Raw genomic sequence first — 24795 nt, 5'->3', positions numbered from 1 at the left:
CGATCTTCAGTTCAGGAATCGCCCGTGACCTCCATTTTCTGGTACGACTACGAAACCACTGGCATCAATCCCCGTAGTGACCGTCCGTTGCAAATGGCCGGCCTGCGCACCGACTTCGATCTCAATGAAATCGACGAACCGGTCAATCTTTACTGCCAGCCCAGTGACGACATCCTGCCGCATCCTGCCGCCTGCGCGATCACGGGAATCACCCCCGGGCAACTGCAAGAGCACGGCTTGAGCGAAGCCGATTTCATGACCCGGGTGCATGCCCAACTCGCGGCGCCCGGTACCTGTGGTGCGGGGTATAACACCTTGCGTTTCGATGACGAGATGACCCGCTACAGCCTGTACCGAAACTTTTTCGACCCCTATGCGCGGGAGTGGCAGGGCGGCAATAGCCGCTGGGACCTGATCGATGTGGTGCGCGCCGCCTATGCCTTGCGTCCCGATGGCCTGGTCTGGCCGACCGATGACGAGGGGCGGGTCACGCTCAAGCTCGAACGCCTGACCGCTGCCAATGGCATCGATCATGGCAATGCCCACGAAGCACTGTCGGACGTTCGCGCGACGATCGCCCTGGCGCGCCTGATACGGGAAAAACAGCCAAAGCTGTACGACTGGCTATTTCAACTGCGCAGCAAGCAAAAAGTCATGGACCAGATACGCCTGCTGCAACCGCTGGTGCATGTTTCCGGACGTTTTTCGGCCGCGCGCAACTATGTGGGGGTGGTGTTGCCGCTGGCCTGGCACCCGCGCAACAAAAACGCCCTGATTGTCTGTGACCTGCACCTGGATCCCCAGGGCCTGCTCGACCTGGATGCCGAAAGTTTGCGCCAGCGCTTGTATACCCGCCGCGACGAACTGGCCGAAGGCGAGTTGCCGGTGCCGTTGAAGCTGATTCACATCAACAAGTGCCCGGTGGTGGCACCGTTGTCGGTACTTCGCCAGGAAGATCAGCAGCGTCTGGGGCTGGATATGGCGCTGTATCAGCAGAGGGTGTCGCAGCTCAATGGCGCCCGGAAAGTTTGGCTGGATAAAATCCTGGCGATTTATGCCCGCGAAGACTTTTCCCAGAGCCAGGATCCGGAGCAACAGTTATACGATGGATTTATCGGTGATCGGGATCGGCGATTGTGTGAACAAGTCAGGACCGTTGACCCGATGCAATTGGCACAAGAGCAGTGGCCTTTCGATGACGAACGTTTGCCTGAATTGCTGTTTCGATATCGCGCACGCAACTTTCCCGACACGTTGAACTCCGAAGAGCAAGAACGCTGGCGAATATTCTGTCAGAAACGTTTGTCAGACCCTGAATGGGGTGCGCCAAATACCCTTGAAAGTTTTGTAGAAGCCGCGGCCCAATTGAGCGTTAGTGCTACTGCGTTTCAGCAGGGGGTACTCGGTGAGTGGCAGGATTATGTCCAGGGACTGCGCCAGCGTTTGAGTCTTTGAAATCGAACATGCCAGGGCTTAAACGCCGAGCATAAATAACGCCAGCATTTGCTGGCGTTATTTTTTGTCACGGATCCATCTGCGACAAGCTCTGAGGCTTAGCCCAGCAGGGTAGCCCAGCCTTCCACCACGTCACCGCCCCACTTGGCTTTCCACTCTTTCAGAGTCTTGTGGTTGCCACCTTTGGTTTCGATGACTTCACCGTTGTGCGGGTTTTTGTATTGTTTAACTTTGCGAGCACGCTTGGTGCCGGTAGTTTTCACTGCACCGCCGCGTGGTGCCTTGGTTTTGGATTCTGGATCCAGCAGCGCGATGATGTCACGCAGGGACTTGGAGTATTCACCCATCAGGGTGCGCAGTTTGCCTTCGAATTCCAGCTCGGTTTGCAGTTTGTCGTCTTGGGACAGGTTCTTCAAACGGGCTTGCAGCTCTTTGATAGCTTCTTCGGTGGCGCGATATTCGTTGATCAAGGACATGTGGACTACCTTATGTTGTGCGCTGGATGGCAGGTGACAGTGCGGCAATAATAGTCACGGTGTTTCATCAAGTAAACATTTAAGGCAAGTTTATTCAATTTAATTGCCGGGGTTCTGGCGCGCATTGGTAGTGCGATTATTAGTGTGGTCCCGGTCTGTCAGATATACATAAATTAACAAATGGCCGGCACCGCAAGAGCATCTGTGCAAGCAGGCACTGCTGGTGTCCGCCCTGCCGCACTGACCTTCCGGCAGGGCGAAACGTCAACAATACTGCAGTTTTGTTGCGCAATCGCTAGAATGGCGGCCTTTGCGAAGTTCTGGAGTTCCCCCCTCATGCGCACTTTTCGTCTGGTGATTTCTTGCCCGGACCGTGTTGGCATCGTTGCCAAAGTCAGTAACTTTCTGGCATCACACAACGGCTGGATCACTGAAGCGAGCCATCACTCGGACAATCTCAGTGGCTGGTTCTTCATGCGTCACGAAATCCGTGCCGACTCCCTGCCATTTGGTATAGAAGCGTTTCGTGAAGCCTTTGCCCCGATCGCCGAAGAGTTCTCGATGGACTGGCGCATCACCGATACCGAGCAAAAGAAGCGCGTGGTCCTGATGGCCAGCCGCGAGTCGCACTGCCTGGCCGACTTGCTGCACCGCTGGCACAGCGATGAACTGGACTGCGAAATTTCCTGTGTGATTTCCAACCATGATGACTTGCGCAGCATGGTGGAGTGGCACGGTATTCCGTACTACCACGTCCCGGTCAATCCGCAGGACAAGCAGCCAGCCTTCACCGAGGTTTCGCGCCTGGTCAAGCAACACGATGCCGAAGTGGTGGTACTTGCCCGCTACATGCAGATCCTGCCGCCTGAGTTGTGCAGCGAATACGCGCACAAGGTCATCAACATTCACCACAGCTTCCTGCCGTCGTTCGTCGGTGCCAAGCCGTACCACCAGGCCTCCCTGCGCGGCGTGAAGCTGATTGGCGCGACTTGCCACTATGTGACCGAAGAGCTGGATGCCGGCCCGATCATCGAGCAGGACGTGGTGCGCGTCAACCACAGCGACAGCATCGAAGACATGGTGCGTTTCGGCCGCGATGTCGAGAAAATGGTGCTGGCCCGTGGCTTGCGTTATCACCTGGAAGACCGCGTGCTGGTGCACGGCAACAAGACCGTCGTCTTCTGACAGACGTACGTCACAGTTGAAATTCGAAGGGCCTGGGCGTTCAATCGCTTCAGGCCCTTCGCCGTTTTTGCACCGAGGACATGACCATGGCCGATCCACTGGACAAAGCCACCTCCAAGGCTCCCGCCACGCTGGGCGAGGGTTGCCTGAGCCGCTACGACCCGGATGACATGGGGCCTGAAACCGGTACGGAGTTTCCCGGCGCCGCGCAGTTGTGGGAACAGTTGCAGCAAGAGCCCGAGGACAAACCTAAGCCTGCCTGAGTTTCATCAACTTCTTCAGCAGCGGCCGACCCAGCATCAGCAGAAACACCGGCCCACCGACCAGTAAATAGAAGTAATAGGTTACCGCCCGCCAAATCAGAATCGCCGCGGCTGCCGTGGACTTCCCGACCATGGGCGCCAGCAGCGCGGCGGACGTCAACTCGGCCGCCCCGGCTCCGCCCGGCAGCAGGCTGAATTGCCCGGCGCTCAGTGCCAGCATCTGGATCAGAAAACTCCAGGCCCACTGCAAATCCGCGCCGAGCCCACGCAACGCCAGGTACAGCACGCTGTAGCGCAGGCCCCAATGCACACAGGTCAGGGCGAATACCTTGATCAAGGTCTGCACGGGCAACTTCAACGTGTCGGTAAACGCCGCCAGAAACTGCAGGAGTTTGCGCGCCCAGCGCATTCGAGTGGCCGCTTTGACATTGAGTCGGGCGAGCCAACGACCACTCAGGCGAATCAATAATCGGTGATAGCGCGCCACCATGACGCAACTGATCAGGCCGCCGAACAGCGAAACGGCGCTGACCATCAGCATCCATTCCATACGCTGGCTGAGGTGCTGGAACAGGGCATAAATCAGAATCCCGCTCAGGGCACAGAGGAAAAACAGCAAGTCGCTCAGTTGATCCATGGCAAACACCGCACTGCCCCTGGCCGGACGCACGCCATGACGCGCCAGCAAAGCCATGATCGTCAGAGGCCCGCCACTGCCGCCGGGCGTGGCGCAGTAGGCGAATTCGGCGGCCATCACCATGCCGAGGCTCCTGAGCCGGCCGACCTTGTCGCATTGATCCCCCAGCAATAGGCGCAAACGCAGGGTGTTCACCCCCCAGCACAACAGGATCATGCCGAACATGACCAGCAACCACGGCAGCGGAAAGGCGGTCAGCCGAGACCAGATTTCACTGCCGCCCAACAGTAATGGAATCAGCACTGCCGCGAGCAGACCGACGAGCAACAGCAGTGCGCGACTCATGCGGCACGGCCCAGTCGGTCGTTTTGCATCGCCAGCCAGTGGGCCTTGGTCATTGGCACCCGTCCGTTGTCGAGCAGGCGCTCAAGGGTTTTTAGCCAGTATCGGCGCGAGAACTCATGGCGCATGTCCACCGGGTGCAGGCCCAGGCGAATCACCGGAGCGTGCTGCCAGCGCTGTTCACGCCGGTCGCTGACGAGCTTCGACACACCCCGGCGCCAGGCACTGCGCGCACTCCAGACCAGCCCCGGCGCCTGGAGCGCGGTGAAATCCGGTAGCCGGTATAAATGTTGCGAGTCGCTGGTGTAACTCAGCGGCAATTGGCGCAATGCCTGGCGAGTGCCTTGGCTCATCAGCCAGGCCGGGGCGACGAACCCTTCCAGCGGCCAGTCATGGCGGTGGAACATCTCGATGCCCGAACGCAGGCGGGCGAGGGCGTCTTCCTGCGACAAACGGTAAAACTCGCCTTCGTGGGTGTAGATCCGGCGCATGAACCAGTCGCTGGGATTGATGGTCATCGGCCCGTCGTCGTAATGGAAATAGCCATGCAGTGCCAGTTCGTCGCCCCGGGCGACCCTGGCACTGAGCTGGCGGCAAAACTGCGGATGGGCGTCCAGGTTGTTGTGTTTGTGCAAATCCGGCACCACCAGCCAGGTGATCGGTACGCCACCCAAAGCGTCGACGGCTTTGACGAACGGCTGGTAATCGGCCCAGGTGGGCGGCGCCACGTCGTGCAGTACCAGCAGTAAAGCGGGACTGTTCATGGGCTCAACCATTGGCTGTCAGCGGCCATTGGCTGCCGAGCACGGCGTGATAGTGGCGCAGCAAACTGGTGACCACCGTGTCCCAGGCATAATGTCGTTCGACATGTAATCGCGCCTGTTGGCCCAGCGCTACGCTGCCCGAGCCGAACAGTTCTCGAACAGCGGTGGCCATCGCGGCGGGATTGTTCGGCGCACAGAGCAGGCCGCAGTCCTCGGTGACGATTTCTTCGAAAGCCCCGGCCGCCACGGCTACCACCGGAATACCGCTGGCCATGGCTTCGAGTATCACCAGGCCGAAGGTTTCCTGATCGCCAGCGTGGAGCAAGGCGTCGGCGCTGGCCATCAGGCGGGCCACCTGCGCCGCCGGGCAGAACTCGTCGATCACCGTCACGTTGGAGGGCACGGCCGTGGGCATCGACGACCCAACCAGCAGCAGGTGATAGCGTCGGCCCAGGCGTTTCATGCAGTCGAGCAGCACCGGCAGGTTTTTTTCCTTGGAACCGCGCCCGGCAAAGATCAAGAGGTGGGTGTTTTCGTCCAGACCCAGTTCGGCCCGCAGCCCGGGGTCTCTGGCATCGGGATTGAAGGTTTGCAGGTCGACGCCGAGCGGCTGCACGAAGACATTCCTGACCCCAAGCCCGGTGAGTTTGTCGGCCATGACCCGGCTGGGCGCCAGGACCCTGTCGAAGTTGCCGTAGAGCTTGCTGACATAGGCCTCGACGTTGTTGGTCACCCAGTTGCCCATGCGGTTGCTGACCAGCAGGGGCAGGTCCGAGTGATAAAAACCGATGATCGGCACATCGAGTTGGCGCCGCGCATCCAGCGCCGCCCAAGCGGTGAGGTAGGGGTCGCCGACTTCGATCAGGTCGGGTTGCAAGTCTTGCAGGACATTGCGCCAGGGCGCCAGACGCAGAGGAAAGCGATAGCCCTTGCCGAAGGGCAGGGCAGGGGCGGGAACTGTGAAGATGCCATCCTGCTCTCCAAAGGACGATCCGGGGATCAGCAAACTGTGGCGAATGCCTGGCTTGATGCCCAGGCGACGGTGCTTGGCATCCAGATAAGTGCGCACGCCTCCGCTGGCAGGGGCGTAGAACATGGTGATGTCCGCGATATGCACGATGAACGATCCTCCGGTCCTGTTACTCCTTTGGTTGACCTATATGAAGGATAGATGTTCGGTTGGGGTTTGCGGGAGGGATGTCGGCGGGGGGATGTATCGTTTGGCAGGCCGCTATCGCGAGCAGGCTCGCTCCCACAGGAATCTTTGTCGCACTATAGATCTACTGTGGGAGCGAGCTTGCTCGCGATGAGGCCGGTGAGGTTGCCTTATATCCTGAAGCTACCTACCAACTGCTTCAACCGCGCCGCCTGCTGCTCAAGGTCCGAGCACGCGCGCAATGTCGATTGCAGGTTTTCCACACCTTCCTGGTTCAGCGTGTTGATTTCGGTGATGTCGACGTTGATCGACTCCACTACGGCGGTCTGTTCTTCGGTCGCGGTGGCCACCGACTGGTTCATGCCGTCGATTTCACCGATACGCAGCGTCACGCTGTTCAGGCGCTCACCCGCAAGGTTGGCGATTTCCACGCTGTCCTGGCTGTGGCGCTGACTGTCGCTCATGGTGCTGACCGATTCCCGGGCGCCGACCTGCAGCTCCTCGATCATGGATTGCACCTGTTGCGCCGATTCCTGCGTGCGATGTGCCAGGTTGCGCACTTCGTCCGCCACCACGGCAAATCCACGACCGGCTTCACCGGCGCGGGCGGCTTCAATGGCGGCGTTGAGCGCCAGCAAGTTGGTTTGCTGGGAAATGCTGGTGATCACTTCGAGAATCTGCCCGATGTTCACCGTTTTACTGTTCAGCGATTCGATGTTGGAACTCGATGCACTGAGCATGCTCGATAGTTGATTCATCGCCACGATACTGCGGTCCACCACTTGCTGGCCGTCTTCGGCCAGGCTGCGGGCATCGCTGGCCTGGCTCGAAGCCTGAGCGGCGTTACGGGCAATTTCCTGGGCGGCGGCGCCGAGCTGGTTGATTGCGGCCGCGACGCTGCTGGTGCGCGAGGCTTGCTGGTCGGAGTTGAACATCGACGAATTGGAAGCCGCCACTACGCGCAATGCCACTTCGTTGACTTGCCCGGTGGCCGAAGACACTTCGCGGATCGAGCCGTGAATGCGCTCGACGAAACGGTTGAACGCGGTGCCCAGAGTGCCGAATTCGTCATTGTTCTGGATGGTCAGGCGCTTGGTCAGGTCGCCTTCGCCGTCGGCGATGTCGGCCATGGCGCGGGTCATGACGTGCAACGGCTGGGTCAGGATGCGAATCAGCATGCCGAGCAGGGCGATGATGATGGCCACGGCAATGATGGTCGCAACCACAGCCGAGGTGCGGAATTCGCTGAGCATCGAGTAGGCTTTTTCCTTATCGACCGACAGACCGATGTACCAGTTGACCGATGACAAGCCTTTGATCGGGGTGAAGGTCACGATGCGGGTTTTGCCGTCGACCAGGATTTCGCTCATGGCGCTGCTGATGGCCGGCGTGTCTTGCGGGTAGACATCCTTGAGCGTCTTCATCGCCAGCGCTTTGTCGGGATGTACCAGGATCTTGCCGTCGGAGCTGACCAGGAACGCATAACCCATGCCGTCGAAATCCAGCTTGCCGAGGCTGTCGGCGATCACCTGCAAACTCAGGTCGCCACCGACCACGCCGATGTTCTGGCCGTCCTTGATAACGCTGTCGACAATGGAAATCACCAGTTGGCCGGAGGCCAGATCAATATAAGGCTCGGTCAATGCCGAACCGCTGCTGCCTTGCGCGCTCTTGTACCAGGGACGTGCACGCGGGTCGTAGCCATCGGGCATCTTGCTGTCCGGGCGAATGATGAAAGAACCATCCTTGCTACCGAGGTAGGCGCCCATGAAGGTCGAGGTCACGGCTTTTTGTACAAGCAGGCTGGAAACGTTGTCGGCATCGGGGTTGAGCGCGACAGTTTGTGACAGGTTTTCAATCAACAGGCTGCGCCCGTTCAACCAGGTCTGGATATTGTTGGCGGTCACCGCGCCCATTTCCTGCAGATAATTTTCCAGGTCTTGGCGGATGGCATTGCGCTGCAAGTAGTCGTTGTACAGCGTAAAGGAGGCGAAGGCGGCAATCACAATGAGGGCGGCAGCAAGCAGGATTTTATGGCTGAAACGCAGATTTTTGTTCATGGCTTGGGGTTCCGCTAAGGTCTTAATGTCCAGCGCGTGCTTTTATAAAGGGACGCACGACGGGCAAGGTTGAAAGCAAGTGAATTTTCCGACTCTCCTTAGGGAAATTTCCGACCAGATCGTGTCTGACTGCTTTGTCGTTATCTCTATCGGCCGTGTAGGACCAAAGATTAATCATGGGTGACCAAATGCCTGACTCATTGCAACTCGTTATCGGCGCCGATCCAGAAGGGCAGCCGACTGCCCAGGCCATGCGCCTGGCGAACCGCCACGGATTGATCGCGGGCGCGACCGGCACCGGCAAGACCGTCACTTTGCAACGAATGGCCGAAGCCTTCAGCGATGCCGGCGTGGCGGTGTTCGCCGCGGACATCAAGGGTGACCTGTGCGGCCTCGGCGCCGCCGGCAATCCCCAGGGCAAGATCGCCGAGCGGATTGCCGGGATGCCCTGGCTCAACCACAAGCCTCAGGCTTATCCGGTGACGTTGTGGGACATACACGGTCAGTCCGGTCATCCTTTACGCACAACCTTGAGTGAAATGGGGCCGCTGCTGCTGGGCAGTCTGCTGGAGCTGACTGACAGTCAGCAGTCGGCGCTGTACGCCGCGTTCAAGGTGGCGGACCGCGAAGGCCTGTTGTTGCTTGATCTCAAGGACCTGAAGGCATTGCTCAATCACCTGCGGGACAACCCCCAGTTGCTGGGCGACGATGCGGCATTGATGACCACCGGCTCCAGCCAGGCATTGCTGCGACGTCTGGCGACCCTGGAGCAACAGGGCGCCGAAGCCTTGTTCGGCGAGCCGGCGCTGCAACTCGAAGACATCCTCCAGCCCACGGCGGACGGGCGCGGTCGCATTCATTTGCTGGATGCCAGCCGCCTGGTGCATGAAGCGCCGAAAGTCTACGCAACGTTCCTGCTGTGGCTGCTGGCAGAGCTGTTCGAACAGTTGCCTGAGCGTGGCGATGCCGACAAGCCATTGCTGGCGCTGTTCTTCGACGAGGCCCACTTGTTGTTCAACGGTACGCCCCAGGCCTTGCGTGACCGTCTGGAGCAAGTCGTGAGGCTGATTCGTTCGAAAGGCGTGGGCGTGTATTTCGTCACCCAGTCGCCGGGTGACCTGCCGGATGATGTGCTGGCGCAGTTGGGCTTGCGCATCCAGCACGGTCTGCGTGCGTTCACCGCCAAGGAACAGAAGTCCCTGCGCGCGGTAGCCGAGGGTTTCCGGCCGAACCCGGCGTTTGATGCGTTGTCGGTGCTGACCGAGCTCGGGATCGGGGAGGCGCTGGTCGGCACCCTGCAGGAAAAAGGCACGCCGGAAATGGTCCGGCGGGTTCTGGTGGCACCGCCGCAATCGCGGATCGGGCCTTTGACCGGTGCAGAACGCACAGCGTTGATTGCCGGTTCGCCATTGCAGGGGCGTTATGACAAGCCGATTGACCGTGACTCGGCCTATGAGGTGCTGATGGGACGCAAGGGCCTGGCACCTGAGCCCGAAGCGGAGCAGGGTAAACAAGAACCGAGCTTCACCGAACAGGCGGGAGAGTTCCTCGGCACCGCGGCAGGGAAGGCACTGAAATCGGCGATGCAACAGGCGGCGAACCAGATTGGCCGACAGTTGGTGCGTGGGTTGATGGGGTCGTTGCTAGGCAGCAAAAAACGCCGCTAGCTTGAGCGAACACAATCAATGTGGGAGCGGTCTGCTATTCAACGGATATGCCGTCTGACACACCGCCATCGCGAGCAAGCTCGCTCCCACATTGGATTTGTATCAGGTTCTGGTTTTGGCGTGCGCCGCCAGTCGCTCCAGCGCTGCCCGCAAATTCGGGTCGCTGATCCCATCGGCCGTGGCCTGGATGGTCGCTGCCGCGTCGTTGGACAAGTCCATGGTATGCCCGGCCGCACCTTGCTGAACGGTCGGCGGTTGAACTTTGAACAGGATCCGGGTCAGATTGGCGAACTCATCGAACATCTGCAATTGCCGCTGCAAACGCTTTTGCTGGTAACGCAGGCGGGTTGCCCAATGACCGTCGGTGACAATCAGCAACAAACTGCCTTCGCGCCAGGAAGCCACGTGGCAATGCTCGCGAGCGGCGGGTTGCAATTGGCTTTCGAGCAAACGTTGCAGATGACCCAGGCGTTGAGCGTGGCCGAGAATGGCCTTCAGCGGCTTGGCTTCGCGTAGTAGAACGGCAGGTACTTTGGCCGTAAGTGGGCGAAATGCCATGATCAGACACCTGAAGTAACAGAGGCGCCATGGTAGCAGAAAGCACCGAGTGCACCCGCCCATTGCTTTTGTGGGTGCTTTACCCATTAAATCAACAACTAACTTCTGCCTTGAACGGCTTGAAGTTGAGCAAAACGCCCTTATTTTAAGTGAGCCCCGTCAAAGCGCTGTGCCAGCATCGTGGAATATCGCCACTTTCCTCTCCATCGTTTCCGGGTAGAATGCTCGTTCGCATGCGGCCATGAGGGCTGCACGGGCGACTCACGGGGCCGCCCTCCATCCCTTTAGTGTGGAAGATCCTGCCGATATGTTTGCGCCTTTGTTAAAGAAACTTTTTGGAAGCAAGAACGAGCGTGAAGTCAAACGCATGCTCAAGACGGTGCAACTCGTCAATGCCTTCGAAGAGCAAATGGTGGCCCTTTCGGACGATCAATTGCGTGCCAAGACAAGCGAGTTCAAGGCCCGCATCGCCAAAGGGGAATCCCTCGACAAACTGCTGCCAGAAGCCTTTGCGGTCGCCCGCGAAGCCGGCAAGCGTGTCATGGGCATGCGCCACTTCGATGTCCAGCTGATCGGCGGCATGACCTTGCATGAAGGCATGATCGCGGAAATGCGTACCGGTGAAGGCAAGACCCTGGTGGCAACACTGGGCGTTTACCTCAACGCGCTGTCCGGCAACGGCGTGCACGTTGTGACGGTGAACGACTACCTGGCCCGCCGTGACGCCAACTGGATGCGCCCGCTGTATGAATTCCTCGGCCTGACGGTCGGCGTTGTCACGCCGTTCCAGCCGCCGGAAGAGAAGCGCGCTGCCTACGCCGCCGACATCACCTACGGCACCAACAACGAATTCGGTTTCGATTACCTGCGCGACAACATGGCGTTCAGCATGGAAGAAAAATTCCAGCGCGAACTCAATTTTGCCGTGATCGACGAAGTCGACTCGATCCTCATCGACGAAGCCCGTACGCCGCTGATCATCTCCGGTCAGGCCGAAGACAGCTCCAAGCTGTACATCGAGGTCAACAAGCTGATCCCGCAGCTCAAGCTGCACGTTGAAGAAGTCGAAGGCGAAGTGACCCAGGCCGGTCACTTCACCGTCGACGAGAAGACCCGTCAGGTCGAACTCAACGAAGCCGGTCACCAGTACGTCGAAGAAACGCTGACCCGCATCGGCCTGCTGGCTGAAGGCGAGAGCCTGTACTCGGCCCACAACCTGAGCCTGCTGACTCACGTTTACGCCGGCCTGCGCGCGCACAAGCTGTTCCATCGCAACGTCGAATACATCGTGCAGGACGGTCAGGTCGTACTGGTCGACGAGCACACCGGCCGTACCATGCCGGGCCGCCGCTTGTCCGAAGGCCTGCACCAGGCCATCGAAGCCAAGGAAAACCTGAACATCCAGGCCGAAAGCCAGACGCTGGCGTCGACCACTTTCCAGAACTACTTCCGTCTGTACAACAAACTGTCCGGCATGACCGGTACGGCCGACACCGAAGCGTTCGAGTTCCACCAGATCTATGGCCTGCAGGTCATGGTGATTCCACCGAACAAGCCGCTGGCCCGTAAGGACTACAACGACCTGGTGTTCCTGACCGCCGACGAGAAATACGCGGCAATCGTGGCCGACATCAAGGAAAGCATGGCCGCGGGCCGTCCGGTCCTGGTCGGTACCGCCACCATCGAAACCTCCGAGCACATGTCCAGCCTGCTCGTGAAGGAAGGCATCGAACACAAGGTCCTGAACGCCAAGTTCCACGAAAAGGAAGCCGAGATCATTGCCCAGGCCGGTCGCCCGGGCGCGCTGACCATCGCCACCAACATGGCCGGTCGTGGTACCGACATCCTGTTGGGTGGTAACTGGGAAGTGGAAGTGGCTTCCCTGGAAAACCCGACCCCTGAGCAGATTGCCCAGATCAAGGCCGACTGGCAGAAACGTCACCAGCAAGTGCTCGAATCGGGTGGTTTGCAGGTGATTGCCTCCGAGCGCCATGAATCGCGCCGTATCGACAACCAGCTGCGTGGTCGTGCCGGTCGTCAGGGCGACGCCGGTTCCAGCCGTTTCTACCTGTCGCTGGAAGACAGCCTGATGCGCATCTTCGCCTCTGACCGGGTGAAGAACTTCATGAAGGCCCTGGGCATGCAGCCTGGCGAAGCGATCGAGCACCGCATGGTGACCAACGCTATCGAAAAGGCCCAGCGCAAGGTTGAAGGCCGCAACTTCGACATTCGCAAGCAACTGCTCGAGTTCGACGACGTCAACAACGAACAGCGTAAAGTGATCTATCACATGCGTAACACGTTGCTGGCCGCCGACAACATCGGTGAGACCATCGCTGACTTCCGTCAGGACGTGCTCGAGGCCACCGTCAGCGCGCACATTCCTCCACAATCGCTGCCTGAGCAGTGGGACGTGGCCGGTCTGGAAGCCGCGTTGCAGAGCGATTTCGGTGTGGCTCTGCCGATCCAGCAGTGGCTCGACGAAGACGACCACCTGTACGAAGAAACCCTGCGCGAGAAACTGATGCAGGAACTGATCGCGGCGTACAACGAGAAAGAAGACCAGGCGGGCGCCGAAGCGCTGCGCACCTTCGAGAAGCAAATCGTTCTGCGCGTGCTGGACGACCTGTGGAAAGACCACCTGTCGACCATGGATCACCTGCGTCACGGTATCCACTTGCGTGGTTATGCGCAGAAGAACCCGAAGCAGGAATACAAGCGCGAGTCCTTCACCCTGTTCTCCGAATTGCTGGATTCGATCAAGCGCGATTCGATCCGTGTGCTGTCCCACGTTCAGGTTCGTCGCGAAGACCCGATCGAAGAGGAGCAGCGCCTGCGTCAGGAAGCCGAGGCATTGGCCGCTCGCATGCAGTTCCTGCATGAAGAAGCTCCAGGCCTGGAGCAACCGGAAGCGTTGGGCGAAGAGATTGACGTTGCTCTCGCTGCTGCACCGGTTCGCAACGAGCAGAAGCTGGGTCGCAACGAGTTGTGCTACTGCGGTTCGGGCAAGAAGTTCAAGCATTGCCACGGGCAGATTCAGTAAAACCCGTTTCAATCGCTGAAATACCCGCGCCGCGACCGGCTTCTGCCGTCGCGGCGTTTTACCATTCGAACCACCGTTCTGCTGAAACGGTGCTGACATCATTTATAAAGGAGCGCATTCATGGCTGTTGGTCTTGGTCCTTTGCCAACGTTGCACCCGGTTGCCGGTTTTGAACTCGGTATCGCCTCGGCTGGCATCAAGCGCCCGGGGCGCAAGGATGTTGTGGTCATGCGCTGTGTTGAAGGCTCCACGGTTGCCGGCGTGTTCACCCTGAACGCCTTTTGCGCCGCACCGGTGATCCTGGCCAAGCAACGCGTACAAGGCGCTGTGCGTTACCTGTTGACCAACACCGGCAATGCCAACGCCGGCACGGGCGAACCTGGCCTGGCCGCCGCCGAGCGCACTTGCGCGAAACTGGCCGAGTTGACCGGTGTCGATGCCAGCCAGGTGCTGCCGTATTCCACCGGTGTGATCGGCGAGCCGCTGCCGGTCGAGAAAATCGAAGGCGCGCTGCAAGCGGCCCTCGATGACCTGTCGATCCACAACTGGGAAGCTGCCGCCACCGGCATCATGACCACCGACACCCTGCCAAAGGGCGCCAGTCGTCAGTTCCAGCACGACGGTGTGACCATCACCGTTACCGGCATCAGCAAAGGCGCCGGCATGATTCGCCCGAACATGGCGACCATGCTCGGCTACATCGCCACCGACGCCAAAGTCTCCCGCGACGTGCTGCAAAACCTGATGCTCGATGGCGCCAACAAGTCGTTCAACCGCATCACCATCGACGGTGATACCTCGACCAACGACTGCTGCATGCTGATCGCCACCGGTCAGGCTGCGCTGCCGGAAATCACCCGCGCCGAAGGCGAACTGTTTGCCAAGCTCAAGCAAGCGGTGTTCGAAGTGTGCATGGACGTAGCCCAGGCCATCGTTCGCGACGGTGAAGGCGCGACCAAATTCGTCACCGTTGAAGTCAACGGCGGCGGCAATCACCAGGAGTGCCTGGACGTCGGTTACACCGTGGCCCACTCGCCGCTGATCAAGACCGCGCTGTTTGCTTCGGACCCGAACTGGGGTCGCATCCTGGCGGCCGTCGGCCGTGCCGGTGTACCGAACCTGGACGTGAGCAAGATCGACGTGTTCCTCGGCGACGTGTGCATCGCCAGCCGTGGCGCGCGCGCGGCGACCTACACCGAAGCCCAGGGCGCGGCGGTGATGCAGCAGGAAGAAATCACCATCCGTATCGAGTTGGGTCGTGGCGATTGCAGCGAAACCATCTGGACTACCGACCTGTCCCACGAGTACGTGAAGATCAACGCCGAGTACCGTACGTAAGATCGAGTCGCCCCTATCGCGAGCAGGCTCGCTCCCACATTGGATTTGTGTACACCTCGAACCACTGTGGGAGCGAGCCTGCTCGCGATGGCGATCTGTCAGTCGCTAGCTAGACTGGCCTGTCTCCCTCATCCCAAAGGTCCCGAACATGAGCCTGCACCTGATCATCGGCGACAAACTGCATTCCTCCTGGTCCCTGCGCGGGGCTCTGGCCCTCGATCTGGCTGGCGCCTCCTACACCGAAGAACTGATCAAACTGAACCAGCCGGACACCCGCGAGCGTCTGCTCAAGCATTCTCCGACCGGCAAGGTCCCGCTGCTGAAAACCGAACACGGAACCATCGCCGACTCCCTGGCGATTGCTGAATACCTGGCAGAACAGTTCCCCGACGCGAACCTGTGGCCCAAAGACACTGCCGCCCGTGCCCAGGCGCGTTCGGCGTGCGCGCAGATGCACAGTGGCTTTTTCGCCATGCGCGGCAACATGCCGTTCGACCTGGGCCATGACGCAGCGCTGTCGCCGGTCCCGGCCGATGTCCAGGCGGACATCGAACGCATGTCAGCGTTGTGGGCCGAGTGTCGTGTCGCTGCGACCGAGAGCGGTCCGTACTTGTTTGGCCGCATCACGTTGGCTGACGCGTTCTTTGCACCCATCGCCGTGCGCCTGCGCACCTATCGGGTGAAACTGTCCGCGGCTGATGAAGCCTATGTTGAAACCCTCTACCAATGGCCAGCGTTCAAGGCCTGGCAGAAGGCCGGACTGGAGGAAATCGAGCGGTGAAACGAGTTCATGTAGCCGCCGCCGTTATCCGTGATAACAACGGCAAGATCCTTATCGCCCGCCGTGCCGATACCCAGCACCAGGGTGGCCTGTGGGAGTTTCCCGGGGGCAAGGTCGAGGCCGACGAGTCGGTCGAAACCGCACTGGCCCGCGAACTCCATGAGGAACTGGGCATCGTGGTCGGCGCGGCGCGCCCGCTGATCAAGGTCCGGCACGATTACCCGGACAAGCAGGTGTTGCTGGATGTCTGGGAAGTCTCGGCGTTTAGCGGCGAGCCCCACGGTGCCGAGGGACAGCCGCTGGCCTGGGTGACACCCCGCGACCTGTCGGATTATGAGTTCCCTGAAGCCAACCGGCCGATCGTCGCGGCCGCACGGTTACCCGAGCAGTACTTGATCACCCCGGAAGACCTGGAAACCTCCGCGTTGCTGCGTGGTATTCAGAAGGCCATTGCCGGCGGCGTCAAGCTGATCCAGTTGCGTGCACCGAACGGCTACGATCCGAAATACCGCGACCTGGCAGTGGATGCTGTGGGACTGTGTGCCGGCAAGGCGCAATTGATGATCAAGGGGCCGTTCGAATGGCTGGGCGACTTCCCGTCCGCCGGTTGGCACATTACCGCGGCGCAACTGCGTAAATACGCAGCGGCTGGCCGACCGCTACCGGCATCGCGCTGGCTGGCGGCGTCATGCCATAACGCTGAAGAGTTGGCGCTGGCCGAACAGATGGGAGTGGATTTCGTGACCCTGTCACCGGTTCAACCGACCCTGACTCACCCTGGTGCCGAGCCGTTGGGTTGGGAGCAGGCATCGAGCCTGATCGAGGGCTTCAGCAAGCCGGTGTTCCTGCTTGGCGGGGTCGGTCCGGCTGAAGTCGAGAAAGCCTGGGCTGCGGGTGCGCAGGGTGTGGCGGGGATTCGGGCGTTTTGGCCTGAGGCCTGATTCTGTGCTGTAGCTTCTGACGCCATCGCGAGCAAGCTCGCTCCCACAGGTTTTGTGAACGCCACAAGTCCACTGTGGGAGCGAGCTTGCTCGCGATGAGGGCCTGGCAGGCGCCGATTAAACCTCAGGTTTCGCCGCAGGCTGCCAAAGTATCTCCGCCACTCCCTGACGCTTGGCAATCAACCGCGCCACAACAAACAACAAATCCGACAACCGATTGATGTACGCCAGGCCAACCCCGGCCAACGGTTCAATCGCGTTGAGCTGCTGACATCGCCGTTCTGCGCTGCGCGCCAGGCTGCGGCAGACATGGGCCTGGGCAATCAGCGTCGAGCCGCCGGGCAAGATGAAGTTTTCCAGCGGCCCCAGCTCTTCATTCCACAGATCGATCGCCGCTTCCAGTCGTTCGATTTCCGCTGCATTCAACGCCTGATACACCGGCATCGCCAGTTCGCCACCCAGATCAAATAACCGGTGCTGGCAGGGGGCCAATACCTCGATCACTTCGTTCAGGTCCGGAAACTGACCCGTTTGCGCTGCCAACCCGGCCAGCAACACGCCCACCTGACTGTTCAGCGTATCGACTTCGCCAATGGCCTCGATCCGCGGGTGATCCTTGGGCACGCGACGACCATCGCCCAGCCCGGTCTCGCCTTTGTCGCCAGTGCGGGTGTAAATCTTCGACAAACGAAAGCCCATGGTTACCTCGATAGCAGATTGAGTTGTTGCGAGACAGGCGGCGTGCTCGCCAGGGGCAGGCGCAAGGTGAAGCAGGTGCCTTGGCCAAGCGTCGATTGCACTTCCATCTGCCCTTTGTGGTTATTGGTGACGATGAAGTACGACACCGACAGGCCAAGCCCGGTGCCCTGGCCGATTTCCTTGGTGGTGAAGAATGGTTCGAAGGTCCGTTTGCGCACGCTTTCGCTCATGCCGATGCCGTTGTCCTCGACCTGAATTTCCGCCCATGGCGGATTGAGCCTGGTGCGCAGAATGATCCGTCCAGGCTCGCTGTCATCTTCGCGCTGGTGGATGGCTTGCGCAGCGTTTTTCAACAGGTTGAGCAGCACTTGCTCCAGTTCGTTGGCGGTGCCGGGGACCGGTCCCAGCGCGGGATCGAACTGACGAATGATGGCCTGGCCCTTGAAGTCGAAGCCGATCGCCAGGTCAAAATCGTTACCGGCGATCTCCACCGCCTGGTCGATCAGGGCGGGCAGGTCGCAGGGGGCCATCTGGCGGGTGCTGCGACGACTGAAGCTGAGCATGTGGGTGACGATTTTCGCCGCCCGGGCACCTGCCTGCTGGATGCCGTCGAGCAACTGTGGCACCTCGCGAACTTGCAGGTACTGGTTGACCGTCGTCAGTTCGATGCCGGCCTGTTCAGCCACTTCGAGGTTCTTCGGCAAATCGGGTGACAGGCGTCGGCGAATGTTTTGCACGTTGTGCAGGATCGCGCCCAGCGGGTTGTTGATCTCATGGGCCATGCCGGCGGCCAGACCACCCACCGAAAGCATTTTCTCCGACTGCACCATCATCTCTTCCAGGGACAGGCGCTGGGTGATGTCATCGATCCGGATTACCACGCCACGCCCGGCACCGCCCATCAGCGGGTAGAAAGTCAGGGCGTAGTGGCGGGGCTCATCGTCCTTGAGCCAGGTGACACGTTCGATCTTGGCCACCGTATGCTGCTCGACCGTTTCCTTGAGTTGCGGCAAGAACGGCTTGAGCGGTTCGAAGGCGAGGAAGATAGGCTGGTTCAGGGCTTCATCGAGACGCGTGCCGGACAGGGCACTGGCCTCCTGGTTCCATTGCGTCACGTAGAGCTGTTCGTCGAGTGCGATCAGCGCCGACGGCATGGAGTCGATGATGCTGTTGAGGTAGTTCTGGAAACCGGTGAGCTTTTTCTCGATCTTGCTGCGCACCTGGACTTCGAGCTCCAGTTTGCGGTTGGTATGGCGGGTTTCCTCTGCCAGACCCTGGGCCTGGTCGTAGGCTGCCTGGGAGTCGTCCCTGGCCCGCTTGAGTTGCTGCTCCCTGGCCTCGATCCGCGATAGCATGGTGTTGAACGCCTCGGCGAGGCTGCCGATTTCATCGTGGTTTCCGCGCGAAGCACGCAGTGCATAGTTTTCTTCACGGGTTACCTGCCGGGACAACTCCTCGAGTTGGTGGATCGGCCGGGTAATCAAGCGCTTGATCTGGCGGGCAATGATCAGCCACAGCAGCACGCTGAAGATCAGAATCCCCAGGCTGGCCGTCAGGGTCCCGGTGTAGAACGCAACTGGCAGTTCGCTCGTGGCCACCAACAGCAGGTGCCCTGGTGCCGCACCGGTGCGGGGCAGGGGGATGACCTGGTTGGTACGAAACTCGGTGGCCTGCCAGTCTTCGATATGCCGGAAACGCTTCGGCAGTTCCAGGTTGTCGCCATGCTGCAATTGCGCCAATCGCTCACCCTTTCCGTCATACAGGGCCGCCGCGCGCAACGGCGAATAGCTGTTGAGTTCATTGAGCAGGCGCTCGGCGCTTTGCGGTGACGCCAGGGCTTCGGAGGCCAGGCTCGGGTTGGATATCAGGCGGCCGATGGTCTGCAGAGCCTGGGGCGCCATGCTTTCCTGGGAGATGTAGTAGGCGGCACTGATAAAGGTCAGGTTGGCAACCAGCAGGACGGTGACCATCAGTACCAGCAGGGCGGCCAGCAGTTTCTGGCCGACGGGCAGGTTTTCAAGGCGCTGGCGCAATGGCATCGGATTGATCGCAGACAAGGAACAAGTGGCCAGCGTAGCCGCTGCTCAGTCGCTGGGCAATCCAAGGCTTTGCAGGCGAGCGATCAACCTTGTCTCAAGTTGATTGAGGTGAGGCAGGTTCAGTTGATGACGCCCGGCCACTTTGCAGGCGTAACCGAGCAGGTAGCTGATTTCCGTGCGGCGCTGGCTCGTGACGTCCTGATGCATCGAGGAGTAGTTGGCTGCGGTGGCGTGAATCACTCGTTCGACTTCCTGCTGCAGGTTTTCGGCGGCTGCTGGCTGACCACAACGCTCAAGCAACTCCGCCAGTTCGCCGCACAGGGTGGCGACCTCACATTGATGTTGCTGCAAACCGCCGTTGCGGCAATCGTGCAGCACCGTCAGCGGATTGATCGCACAGTTGAGGGCGAGTTTGCGCCACAGCCTGGTCAGAATCTCCGTGCTCCACTCGTGGGGAATGCCGGCAGCGCTCAGGTCATCAAGCCAGATCGGCGCCACCGGATGGCTCGCATCCCCCAGCCAGGTGAAGCCATGCCCGGCAAACACCACGCGCCAATCGCCATCGCGGAAGGCGCCTTCTGTGCTCGAGGCATAGATGCAGCGTGCCTGAGGAACCTGTGCGGCTACCGCGTCCTGACTGCCCAGGCCATTTTGCAGCAGGATCAGTTCGGCGCCTGGGGCCAGGCGTGGCGCCAATCGAGCCACCGCACTTTCGGTATCGTAGGCTTTGCACGCCACCAGCAGGCGGTGGATCGGTTGCGGGTTGTCGGCTGTCTCGGCGGGCACGGCATAGTGTTGCGCCTCGCCGTGTTCCACCAGTGTCAATCCACCGGCAGTCTCATAGGCCTGCAGTCTCGCGGTGTCCCGCAGGATCAGCCTGACCGGCACGCCAGCCCGTGCCAGACGTGTCGTCCATAATGTGCCGAGGCTGCCGGCGCCCAGTACATGCCAGGTGGTGGACATCAGCTTTTTGCTCTGTTTAAGGCGTGCATCGGCAGCTCACAGTGAATGATGGGAAAGACCCGTTATAATCAGCGCGGATTTTAACCGCAAGCCAGGCGTGCTCCATCGGTGCGCCTTTATATTTGGAGAGATTACATGCCGTCGTTCGACGTGGTATCCGAACTGGACAAACACGAAGTCACCAACGCGGTCGAGAACGCCGTCAAGGAACTCGATCGTCGTTATGACCTGAAAGGCAAAGGCAGCTTCGAGTTCAAGGAAAAAGACCTGACCGTCAACCTGACCGCCGAAGCGGATTTCCAGCTTGAAGCGATGATTGAGATCCTCAAGCTGGCGCTGGTCAAGCGCAAAATCGACGTGCAGTGCCTTGAAGTCAAGGACGCGTTCGCGTCGGGCAAGCTGATGAAGCAGGACGCCGTCCTCAAGGAAGGCATCGACAAGGAGCTGGCGAAGAAAATCGTCGCTCATGTCAAAGACGCCAAGCTCAAGGTCCAGGCGGCCATTCAGGGCGAGCAGGTTCGCATCACCGGCAAAAAGCGTGATGACCTGCAAGAAGCCATTGCAGTGCTACGGGCCAAGGAATTCGGCATGCCGCTGCAGTTCAACAACTTCCGCGACTGATCTTGAAAGCGGGAACCTCCTGGCGTTTGCGACGTCGGAGGCCCCAGCAACGGCAGAAACGATTGAGCCCGTCGCGGTTGGATCTTTCTGCCGCTTTTTTTACGCATGCCGGGTAGCCGGAAAACAGGAGAATGTAGATGGACTTAAATGCCGAGGTAGACAATCTGGTCAAGGTATCCCAAAGCTGGATCCCGATGATCATGGAATACGGCAGCCGTGTACTGCTGGCGGTCATCACCCTGGCCATCGGCTGGTGGCTGATCAACAAGGTCACGAAAAAGCTCGGCGGCCTGATTGCATTACGTAATGCCGACCTGGCGCTGCAGGGCTTTATCAGCAGTCTGGCGAACATCATCCTCAAGATCCTGCTGGTCGTCAGCGTGGCCTCGATGATCGGTGTGGAAACCACTTCGTTTGTGGCGGCGATTGGTGCGGCAGGCCTGGCCATTGGCCTGGCCTTGCAGGGCAGCTTGGCGAACTTCGCCGGTGGCGTGCTGATTTTGCTGTTCCGTCCGTTTCGCATCGGCGACTGGATCGAGGCTCAGGGTATCGCCGGTACTGTCGACAGCATCCAGATTTTCCATACCGTACTGCGTACTGGTGACAACAAGACCATCATCGTGCCGAACGGCAATCTGTCGAATGGCATCATCACTAACACAAACCGTCAGCCGACTCGTAAAGTCGTGTTTGATGTAGGCGTTGATTACGAAGCGGACCTTCAGAAAGCCCGTGAAGTTTTACTGGAATTGGCCAGGGACCCGCGAGTATTGACAGATCCGGAACCACAGGCAGTTGTTTCTACCCTGGGTGACAGTTCGATCACGCTTTCGCTTCGTGTCTGGGTAAAGACTGCCGATTACTGGGATGTGTTGTTCATGTTCAACGAACTATCCCGTGATCGCCTGAGAGAGGCCGGCATTGATATTCCATTTCCACAGCGGGTTATTCGTGTGGTTCAGGAGTCTGCGGTGCAGTGACAGGTCATTTGAACAATGTCTGACTCTTTGGTCAGGCATGTTCTGTAAGGGGCAGGTCGTTAAAGCAGTCAAGCGACAGCCAACAAAAAGGCCCATCCGAAGATGGGCCTTTTGTTTTGTTACCGCAAACTAACTGGATGCGATTACAAAACCGACAGCGGGTAGTCGACGATGAAACGGAACTCTTTCACGTCGCCTTCGCCTTGGTCGGCGTTAGCGAAGTGCCATGCCTGACGAATACGGAAGGACAGGTCTTTTGCCGGGCCAGTCTGAACAACGTACTTGGCTTCGAAGTTGGTTTCGTTGTGCTTGCCATCTGCACCGTACAGACCAGCGTAAGCGCTGTTGGCTGGAGTGTTGGTGCCGTCGATGTCCCAACCTTTAACGTAACGGGTCATGAAGCTCAGACCTGGAACGCCGTACTCGGCCATTTTCAGGTCGTAACGAACCTGGGCAGACTTCTCGTTCGGAGCGTTGAAGTCAGAGTACTGGATGGAGTTGGCGAGGAAGATCGAGTCACCGCCGCGGTTGTTCTTGCCAATACCGATGTAGTCGAACGGAGTGTCACCGTTGACCTTCTGGAAGCCCAGGGTAATGGTGTGTGCTTTCAGGAACGAGAAAGCAGCCGCCAGGGAGAACGTGGTGTTGCTGATATCGCCGACTTTGGCATCGCCAGTGTCTTTGGTGTTGTAGATGTTACCGTCCAGGTTCAGCGACTCGGAGTCGGTGAACGGGATGGTGTAGTTCAGGTTGGCGTAGTACTGGTTCCAGATGTCTTCCAGCTTGGCGCCGTACAGCGATGCGCTCAGGTTTTCGGTGAAACCGTACTTGCCGCCGAAGTAGTCGATCTTGTTGGCGGAAACGCCGGCGTAGTTTGCAAACAGGTCGCCGTCACGGGCGTTTTTGTCCTGGCTGCTACCCGAGTAGAAGTGACCGGCCTCGAGGTCAAGGTCTTTGATCTCGCTGCTCTGCAGTTGGATACCGCTGGCAGTTTGCGGCAGGATACGGGAGCCGCCCACAGCGAACACTGGGGAAGTGCTTGGCTGCATGTCGCCGACTTTCAGCTCGGTTTTGGAAACGCGGAATTTAACGGCGCCACCGGCTTTACCCTGGCTGTCGTTGACATCGCGAGAACCGTTGGCGTTAACGGTGTCGCTACGGCTCATGTTGCCGCTACCGCTAGTGCCGTCACCACCGTCCAGCTTGATTGCCAGGTAACCGTACGCATCAACGCCGACACCGATCAGGCCTTGGGTGTAACCGGAGCTGTAGTTAGCCCAGATGCCCTGGGTCCAGTCTTTCTGGTCACGGCCACCGTCTTTGTTATCACGGTTGAAGTAGTAGTTGCGAACCAGCAAGTTCAGCGTGCTGTCTTCAACAAAACCTTTGGCTTCAGCCTGGTCACTTACGAAAGGGGCGGCCGTAGCCAATTGGGTACTGGCTGCTGCTGCAACTGCCAGTGCGATCATGCTCCACTTCATCACGCGCATCGTGATTTGCTCCTTTGGTTTTAGAAGAGTACTGCCGTCCCACCTGTTTTATTATCTGGGCGGCTCTTTCTTTTTGTGTCGGCGCAAACTTATATCACGCCGACAATGTTGGCGATACTTGCGCATCTAACCTTTCGCCTTCTTTACGACCCTGTCGCAAACAGCGTGGTAGATGTCGCAAATTTCCAGCTCCGACGCAACCGGGCGGACAACTTTAATGCTGTTTTTTGCGCCTTGTCGTCGGTAAAAAGAGTCCTGGTGAAACGTTTGAATCTCCATCGGGCTACCTTGCCACTGTTTTTTTTGCCTGAGGGCCTCCGCTTCCAGCGGGTGCGACTCGGGCGATGTTGGGTATGAATGCAACAAGCGTGCACAAAATCGTGTTTTTTCACGATTATTTTATAGTTGACTGCCAGGTGCTGTAAAAACCTCATAAAACCGGGGGGTTCAAGCGCTTTTAGTTTGGGCTTGACGCCTTGCCTGACATCATGTTTCGGCCTTCTGGTCGACAGTCTGGCAACCAAAAATGTTACCGGTTCACCCCACCACTGAGTAAATGGCGGATGTCGAAGCGTTCAGCGTAGACCCACTGTGCGGTTTTGGTGCAAAAAATTTTAGCCCTGTACTGAATTCATCTCTGTCGGCCGCTTGCCTGTAGCGAACTTTTCCTTGTTGATCAGTCATTTCGGTGTTTGTTGCCTGTCGTTCGGTTCTGTAAAGGTGCGCGGCAGCGAAAATTGTCCCATTCGGGGGCGGCTGTCAGCTTTCCACTGGCGCTCGTGGCTTCGATGCAAGGTTCGCCGTGAAGCCTGCGCCGTTCGCAGGTATGCTGCCGTCCGGTCGCTTGGTGCGCTGTCCCTCTGGATGGGCGCTAAGCTGAAAATGATGGCCCGGCGGGAGTACGCGCAGTGTTCACTTTAGATCCACGACTTCAACAAGACACGTTACCGATCGGGGACTTTCCGCTCTGCCGGTTGCTGCTGTCCAATGATTCGAACTATCCCTGGTTCATCCTGGTACCTCGTCGCGAGGCTATCAGCGAGATATTTCAGTTAGATGTCCTAGAGCAGCAACAGCTTTGGCAGGAAACGACAGTGCTGTCGCAAGTGCTCAAGGACGCGTTCGATGCGGACAAGTTGAATGTGGCGGCGCTGGGCAATGTCGTGAGTCAGTTGCACATGCATGTGATTGTGCGCAAGCGCGAAGATGCCGCCTGGCCAGCGCCGGTTTGGGGTAAGCATCCGGCGAAACCCTACAGTTCGGAGCAGATCGCCGCGATTCGCGAACGTTTGCGCTTGATTTTGACCAATGAATTTACGTTTCTGGAGGGCTGAAGC

At 59.2% G+C, this 24795-nt stretch carries 21 protein-coding genes and 1 pseudogene; 11 read left to right on the top strand and 11 right to left on the bottom strand.

The genetic code is table 11. The features are described from left to right. Positions 1-24 precede the first annotated feature (24 nt). Entirely contained in the window at positions 25-1455 is a 1431-nt protein-coding gene (gene sbcB, locus PSJE_RS11680; RefSeq protein ID WP_090457460.1) for an exodeoxyribonuclease I, read from the top strand. 98 nt (positions 1456-1553) lie between these two features. Here the strand turns inward: sbcB and mvaT are convergent, their stop codons facing one another. Continuing rightward, positions 1554-1931 carry a histone-like nucleoid-structuring protein MvaT gene (mvaT, locus tag PSJE_RS11675; protein ID WP_007933316.1) on the bottom strand — a complete coding sequence of 126 codons (378 nt, stop codon included), beginning with the start codon at positions 1929-1931 and terminating at the stop codon, positions 1554-1556. 336 nt (positions 1932-2267) lie between these two features. Here mvaT and purU point away from each other — a divergent pair, with 336 nt between their 5' ends. After that, complete coding sequence (purU, locus tag PSJE_RS11670) at positions 2268-3116, top strand: formyltetrahydrofolate deformylase (RefSeq protein ID WP_057713501.1); 849 nt, start codon at positions 2268-2270, stop codon at positions 3114-3116. An 86-nt stretch (positions 3117-3202) separates the two neighbouring features. Then, on the top strand, positions 3203-3379 hold the full coding sequence (locus tag PSJE_RS31290) for a hypothetical protein (protein ID WP_167362875.1): 177 nt from the start codon (positions 3203-3205) through the stop codon (positions 3377-3379). Here PSJE_RS31290 and gpgF read toward each other — a convergent pair. From gpgF to PSJE_RS32360, 5 genes and pseudogenes are all read right to left on the bottom strand, one after another. Continuing rightward, positions 3366-4361 carry a glucosaminyl phosphatidylglycerol flippase gene (gene gpgF / locus PSJE_RS11665; protein WP_057713502.1) on the bottom strand — a complete coding sequence of 332 codons (996 nt, stop codon included), beginning with the start codon at positions 4359-4361 and terminating at the stop codon, positions 3366-3368. The genes PSJE_RS31290 and gpgF overlap by 14 nt on opposite strands. Beyond that, the gene (gene gpgD, locus PSJE_RS11660; RefSeq protein WP_090457458.1) at positions 4358-5134 is read right to left on the bottom strand and encodes an N-acetylglucosaminyl phosphatidylglycerol deacetylase; all 777 of its coding nucleotides are present in this window, start codon (positions 5132-5134) and stop codon (positions 4358-4360) included. Before gpgD ends, gpgF begins: the two co-directional genes overlap by 4 nt. Next, complete coding sequence (gene gpgS / locus PSJE_RS11655) at positions 5127-6239, bottom strand: N-acetylglucosaminyl phosphatidylglycerol synthase (RefSeq protein WP_057713504.1); 1113 nt, start codon at positions 6237-6239, stop codon at positions 5127-5129. The genes gpgD and gpgS overlap by 8 nt, the downstream gene beginning before the upstream one ends. A 209-nt stretch (positions 6240-6448) precedes the next feature. Next, entirely contained in the window at positions 6449-7213 is a 765-nt protein-coding gene (locus PSJE_RS32365) for a methyl-accepting chemotaxis protein (RefSeq protein ID WP_456239065.1), read from the bottom strand. 93 nt (positions 7214-7306) lie between these two features. Continuing rightward, positions 7307-8338 (bottom strand): annotated as a pseudogene (locus PSJE_RS32360) (HAMP domain-containing protein); the annotation flags it as partial. A 188-nt stretch (positions 8339-8526) separates the two neighbouring features. Here PSJE_RS32360 and PSJE_RS11645 point away from each other — a divergent pair. After that, entirely contained in the window at positions 8527-10005 is a 1479-nt protein-coding gene (locus PSJE_RS11645) for a helicase HerA-like domain-containing protein (RefSeq protein WP_090457982.1), read from the top strand. 102 nt (positions 10006-10107) lie between these two features. Here PSJE_RS11645 and PSJE_RS11640 read toward each other — a convergent pair whose 3' ends face one another. Continuing rightward, on the bottom strand, positions 10108-10563 hold the full coding sequence (locus tag PSJE_RS11640) for a DUF721 domain-containing protein (RefSeq protein WP_090457454.1): 456 nt from the start codon (positions 10561-10563) through the stop codon (positions 10108-10110). 307 nt (positions 10564-10870) lie between these two features. Between PSJE_RS11640 and secA the strand changes: the two genes are divergently transcribed. The 4 genes from secA to PSJE_RS11620 all read left to right on the top strand — a co-directional run bounded on the left by secA (position 10871) and on the right by PSJE_RS11620 (position 16666). Continuing rightward, complete coding sequence (gene secA, locus PSJE_RS11635) at positions 10871-13606, top strand: preprotein translocase subunit SecA (protein WP_057713507.1); 2736 nt, start codon at positions 10871-10873, stop codon at positions 13604-13606. A gap of 120 nt (positions 13607-13726) precedes the next feature. Continuing rightward, entirely contained in the window at positions 13727-14944 is a 1218-nt protein-coding gene (gene argJ, locus PSJE_RS11630) for a bifunctional glutamate N-acetyltransferase/amino-acid acetyltransferase ArgJ (RefSeq protein ID WP_090457453.1), read from the top strand. A 148-nt stretch (positions 14945-15092) separates the two neighbouring features. After that, complete coding sequence (locus PSJE_RS11625; protein ID WP_090457451.1) at positions 15093-15725, top strand: glutathione S-transferase family protein; 633 nt, start codon at positions 15093-15095, stop codon at positions 15723-15725. Next, complete coding sequence (locus PSJE_RS11620) at positions 15722-16666, top strand: Nudix family hydrolase (protein ID WP_090457450.1); 945 nt, start codon at positions 15722-15724, stop codon at positions 16664-16666. Before PSJE_RS11625 ends, PSJE_RS11620 begins: the two co-directional genes overlap by 4 nt. A 117-nt stretch (positions 16667-16783) precedes the next feature. On the opposite strand, the gene PSJE_RS11615 is transcribed toward PSJE_RS11620, so the two are convergent. From PSJE_RS11615 to PSJE_RS11605, 3 genes are read right to left on the bottom strand one after another with little or no spacing between them, the layout of a single operon-like run. Further along, on the bottom strand, positions 16784-17365 hold the full coding sequence (locus PSJE_RS11615) for a cob(I)yrinic acid a,c-diamide adenosyltransferase (RefSeq protein WP_057713510.1): 582 nt from the start codon (positions 17363-17365) through the stop codon (positions 16784-16786). A 2-nt stretch (positions 17366-17367) separates the two neighbouring features. Further along, positions 17368-19404, bottom strand: coding sequence for a sensor histidine kinase (locus tag PSJE_RS11610; RefSeq protein WP_057716570.1), 2037 nt, complete (start codon positions 19402-19404; stop codon positions 17368-17370). Between the two features lie 45 nt (positions 19405-19449). Further along, the gene (locus tag PSJE_RS11605) at positions 19450-20367 is read right to left on the bottom strand and encodes a putative 2-dehydropantoate 2-reductase (RefSeq protein ID WP_057713511.1); all 918 of its coding nucleotides are present in this window, start codon (positions 20365-20367) and stop codon (positions 19450-19452) included. A gap of 135 nt (positions 20368-20502) precedes the next feature. Here PSJE_RS11605 and PSJE_RS11600 point away from each other — a divergent pair, with 135 nt between their 5' ends. Both PSJE_RS11600 and PSJE_RS11595 read left to right on the top strand, forming a co-directional pair. Beyond that, a complete protein-coding gene (locus PSJE_RS11600) occupies positions 20503-20988 on the top strand; it encodes a YajQ family cyclic di-GMP-binding protein (protein ID WP_007990750.1) in 486 nt (161 codons plus the stop codon). Between the two features lie 137 nt (positions 20989-21125). After that, entirely contained in the window at positions 21126-21968 is an 843-nt protein-coding gene (locus tag PSJE_RS11595; RefSeq protein ID WP_057713512.1) for a mechanosensitive ion channel family protein, read from the top strand. Positions 21969-22111: 143 nt separating this feature from the next. Here PSJE_RS11595 and PSJE_RS11590 read toward each other — a convergent pair whose 3' ends face one another. Then, the gene (locus PSJE_RS11590) at positions 22112-23458 is read right to left on the bottom strand and encodes an OprD family porin (RefSeq protein WP_057713513.1); all 1347 of its coding nucleotides are present in this window, start codon (positions 23456-23458) and stop codon (positions 22112-22114) included. 908 nt (positions 23459-24366) lie between these two features. On the opposite strand from PSJE_RS11590, the gene PSJE_RS11585 reads away from it, so the two are divergent. Further along, on the top strand, positions 24367-24792 hold the full coding sequence (locus tag PSJE_RS11585) for an HIT domain-containing protein (RefSeq protein WP_090457448.1): 426 nt from the start codon (positions 24367-24369) through the stop codon (positions 24790-24792). Positions 24793-24795: the final 3 nt, after the last annotated feature.

Source organism: Pseudomonas jessenii, assembly GCF_002236115.1.
Lineage (GTDB): Bacteria > Pseudomonadota > Gammaproteobacteria > Pseudomonadales > Pseudomonadaceae > Aquipseudomonas > Aquipseudomonas jessenii.
Note: the sequence above shows the minus strand (reverse complement) of the source record. Positions and strands in the feature narration are given on the sequence as shown.

What these genes read in the sequence shown, in the direction of transcription:
- argJ (WP_090457453.1), top strand. Translation starts at nt 13,727, where the DNA reads ATGGCTGTTGGTCTTGGTCCTTTGCCAACGTTGCACCCGGTTGCCGGT.
- gpgF (WP_057713502.1), bottom strand. Translation starts at nt 4,361, where the DNA reads ATGAGTCGCGCACTGCTGTTGCTCGTCGGTCTGCTCGCGGCAGTGCTG.
- secA (WP_057713507.1), top strand. Translation starts at nt 10,871, where the DNA reads ATGTTTGCGCCTTTGTTAAAGAAACTTTTTGGAAGCAAGAACGAGCGT.
- gpgD (WP_090457458.1), bottom strand. Translation starts at nt 5,134, where the DNA reads ATGGTTGAGCCCATGAACAGTCCCGCTTTACTGCTGGTACTGCACGAC.
- PSJE_RS11605 (WP_057713511.1), bottom strand. Translation starts at nt 20,367, where the DNA reads ATGTCCACCACCTGGCATGTACTGGGCGCCGGCAGCCTCGGCACATTA.
- PSJE_RS11610 (WP_057716570.1), bottom strand. Translation starts at nt 19,404, where the DNA reads ATGCCATTGCGCCAGCGCCTTGAAAACCTGCCCGTCGGCCAGAAACTG.
- PSJE_RS11625 (WP_090457451.1), top strand. Translation starts at nt 15,093, where the DNA reads ATGAGCCTGCACCTGATCATCGGCGACAAACTGCATTCCTCCTGGTCC.
- PSJE_RS11645 (WP_090457982.1), top strand. Translation starts at nt 8,527, where the DNA reads ATGCCTGACTCATTGCAACTCGTTATCGGCGCCGATCCAGAAGGGCAG.
- mvaT (WP_007933316.1), bottom strand. Translation starts at nt 1,931, where the DNA reads ATGTCCTTGATCAACGAATATCGCGCCACCGAAGAAGCTATCAAAGAG.
- PSJE_RS11640 (WP_090457454.1), bottom strand. Translation starts at nt 10,563, where the DNA reads ATGGCATTTCGCCCACTTACGGCCAAAGTACCTGCCGTTCTACTACGC.
- PSJE_RS32365 (WP_456239065.1), bottom strand. Translation starts at nt 7,213, where the DNA reads ATGTTCAACTCCGACCAGCAAGCCTCGCGCACCAGCAGCGTCGCGGCC.
- PSJE_RS11590 (WP_057713513.1), bottom strand. Translation starts at nt 23,458, where the DNA reads ATGCGCGTGATGAAGTGGAGCATGATCGCACTGGCAGTTGCAGCAGCA.
- PSJE_RS11595 (WP_057713512.1), top strand. Translation starts at nt 21,126, where the DNA reads ATGGACTTAAATGCCGAGGTAGACAATCTGGTCAAGGTATCCCAAAGC.
- PSJE_RS11615 (WP_057713510.1), bottom strand. Translation starts at nt 17,365, where the DNA reads ATGGGCTTTCGTTTGTCGAAGATTTACACCCGCACTGGCGACAAAGGC.
- PSJE_RS31290 (WP_167362875.1), top strand. Translation starts at nt 3,203, where the DNA reads ATGGCCGATCCACTGGACAAAGCCACCTCCAAGGCTCCCGCCACGCTG.
- PSJE_RS11600 (WP_007990750.1), top strand. Translation starts at nt 20,503, where the DNA reads ATGCCGTCGTTCGACGTGGTATCCGAACTGGACAAACACGAAGTCACC.
- purU (WP_057713501.1), top strand. Translation starts at nt 2,268, where the DNA reads ATGCGCACTTTTCGTCTGGTGATTTCTTGCCCGGACCGTGTTGGCATC.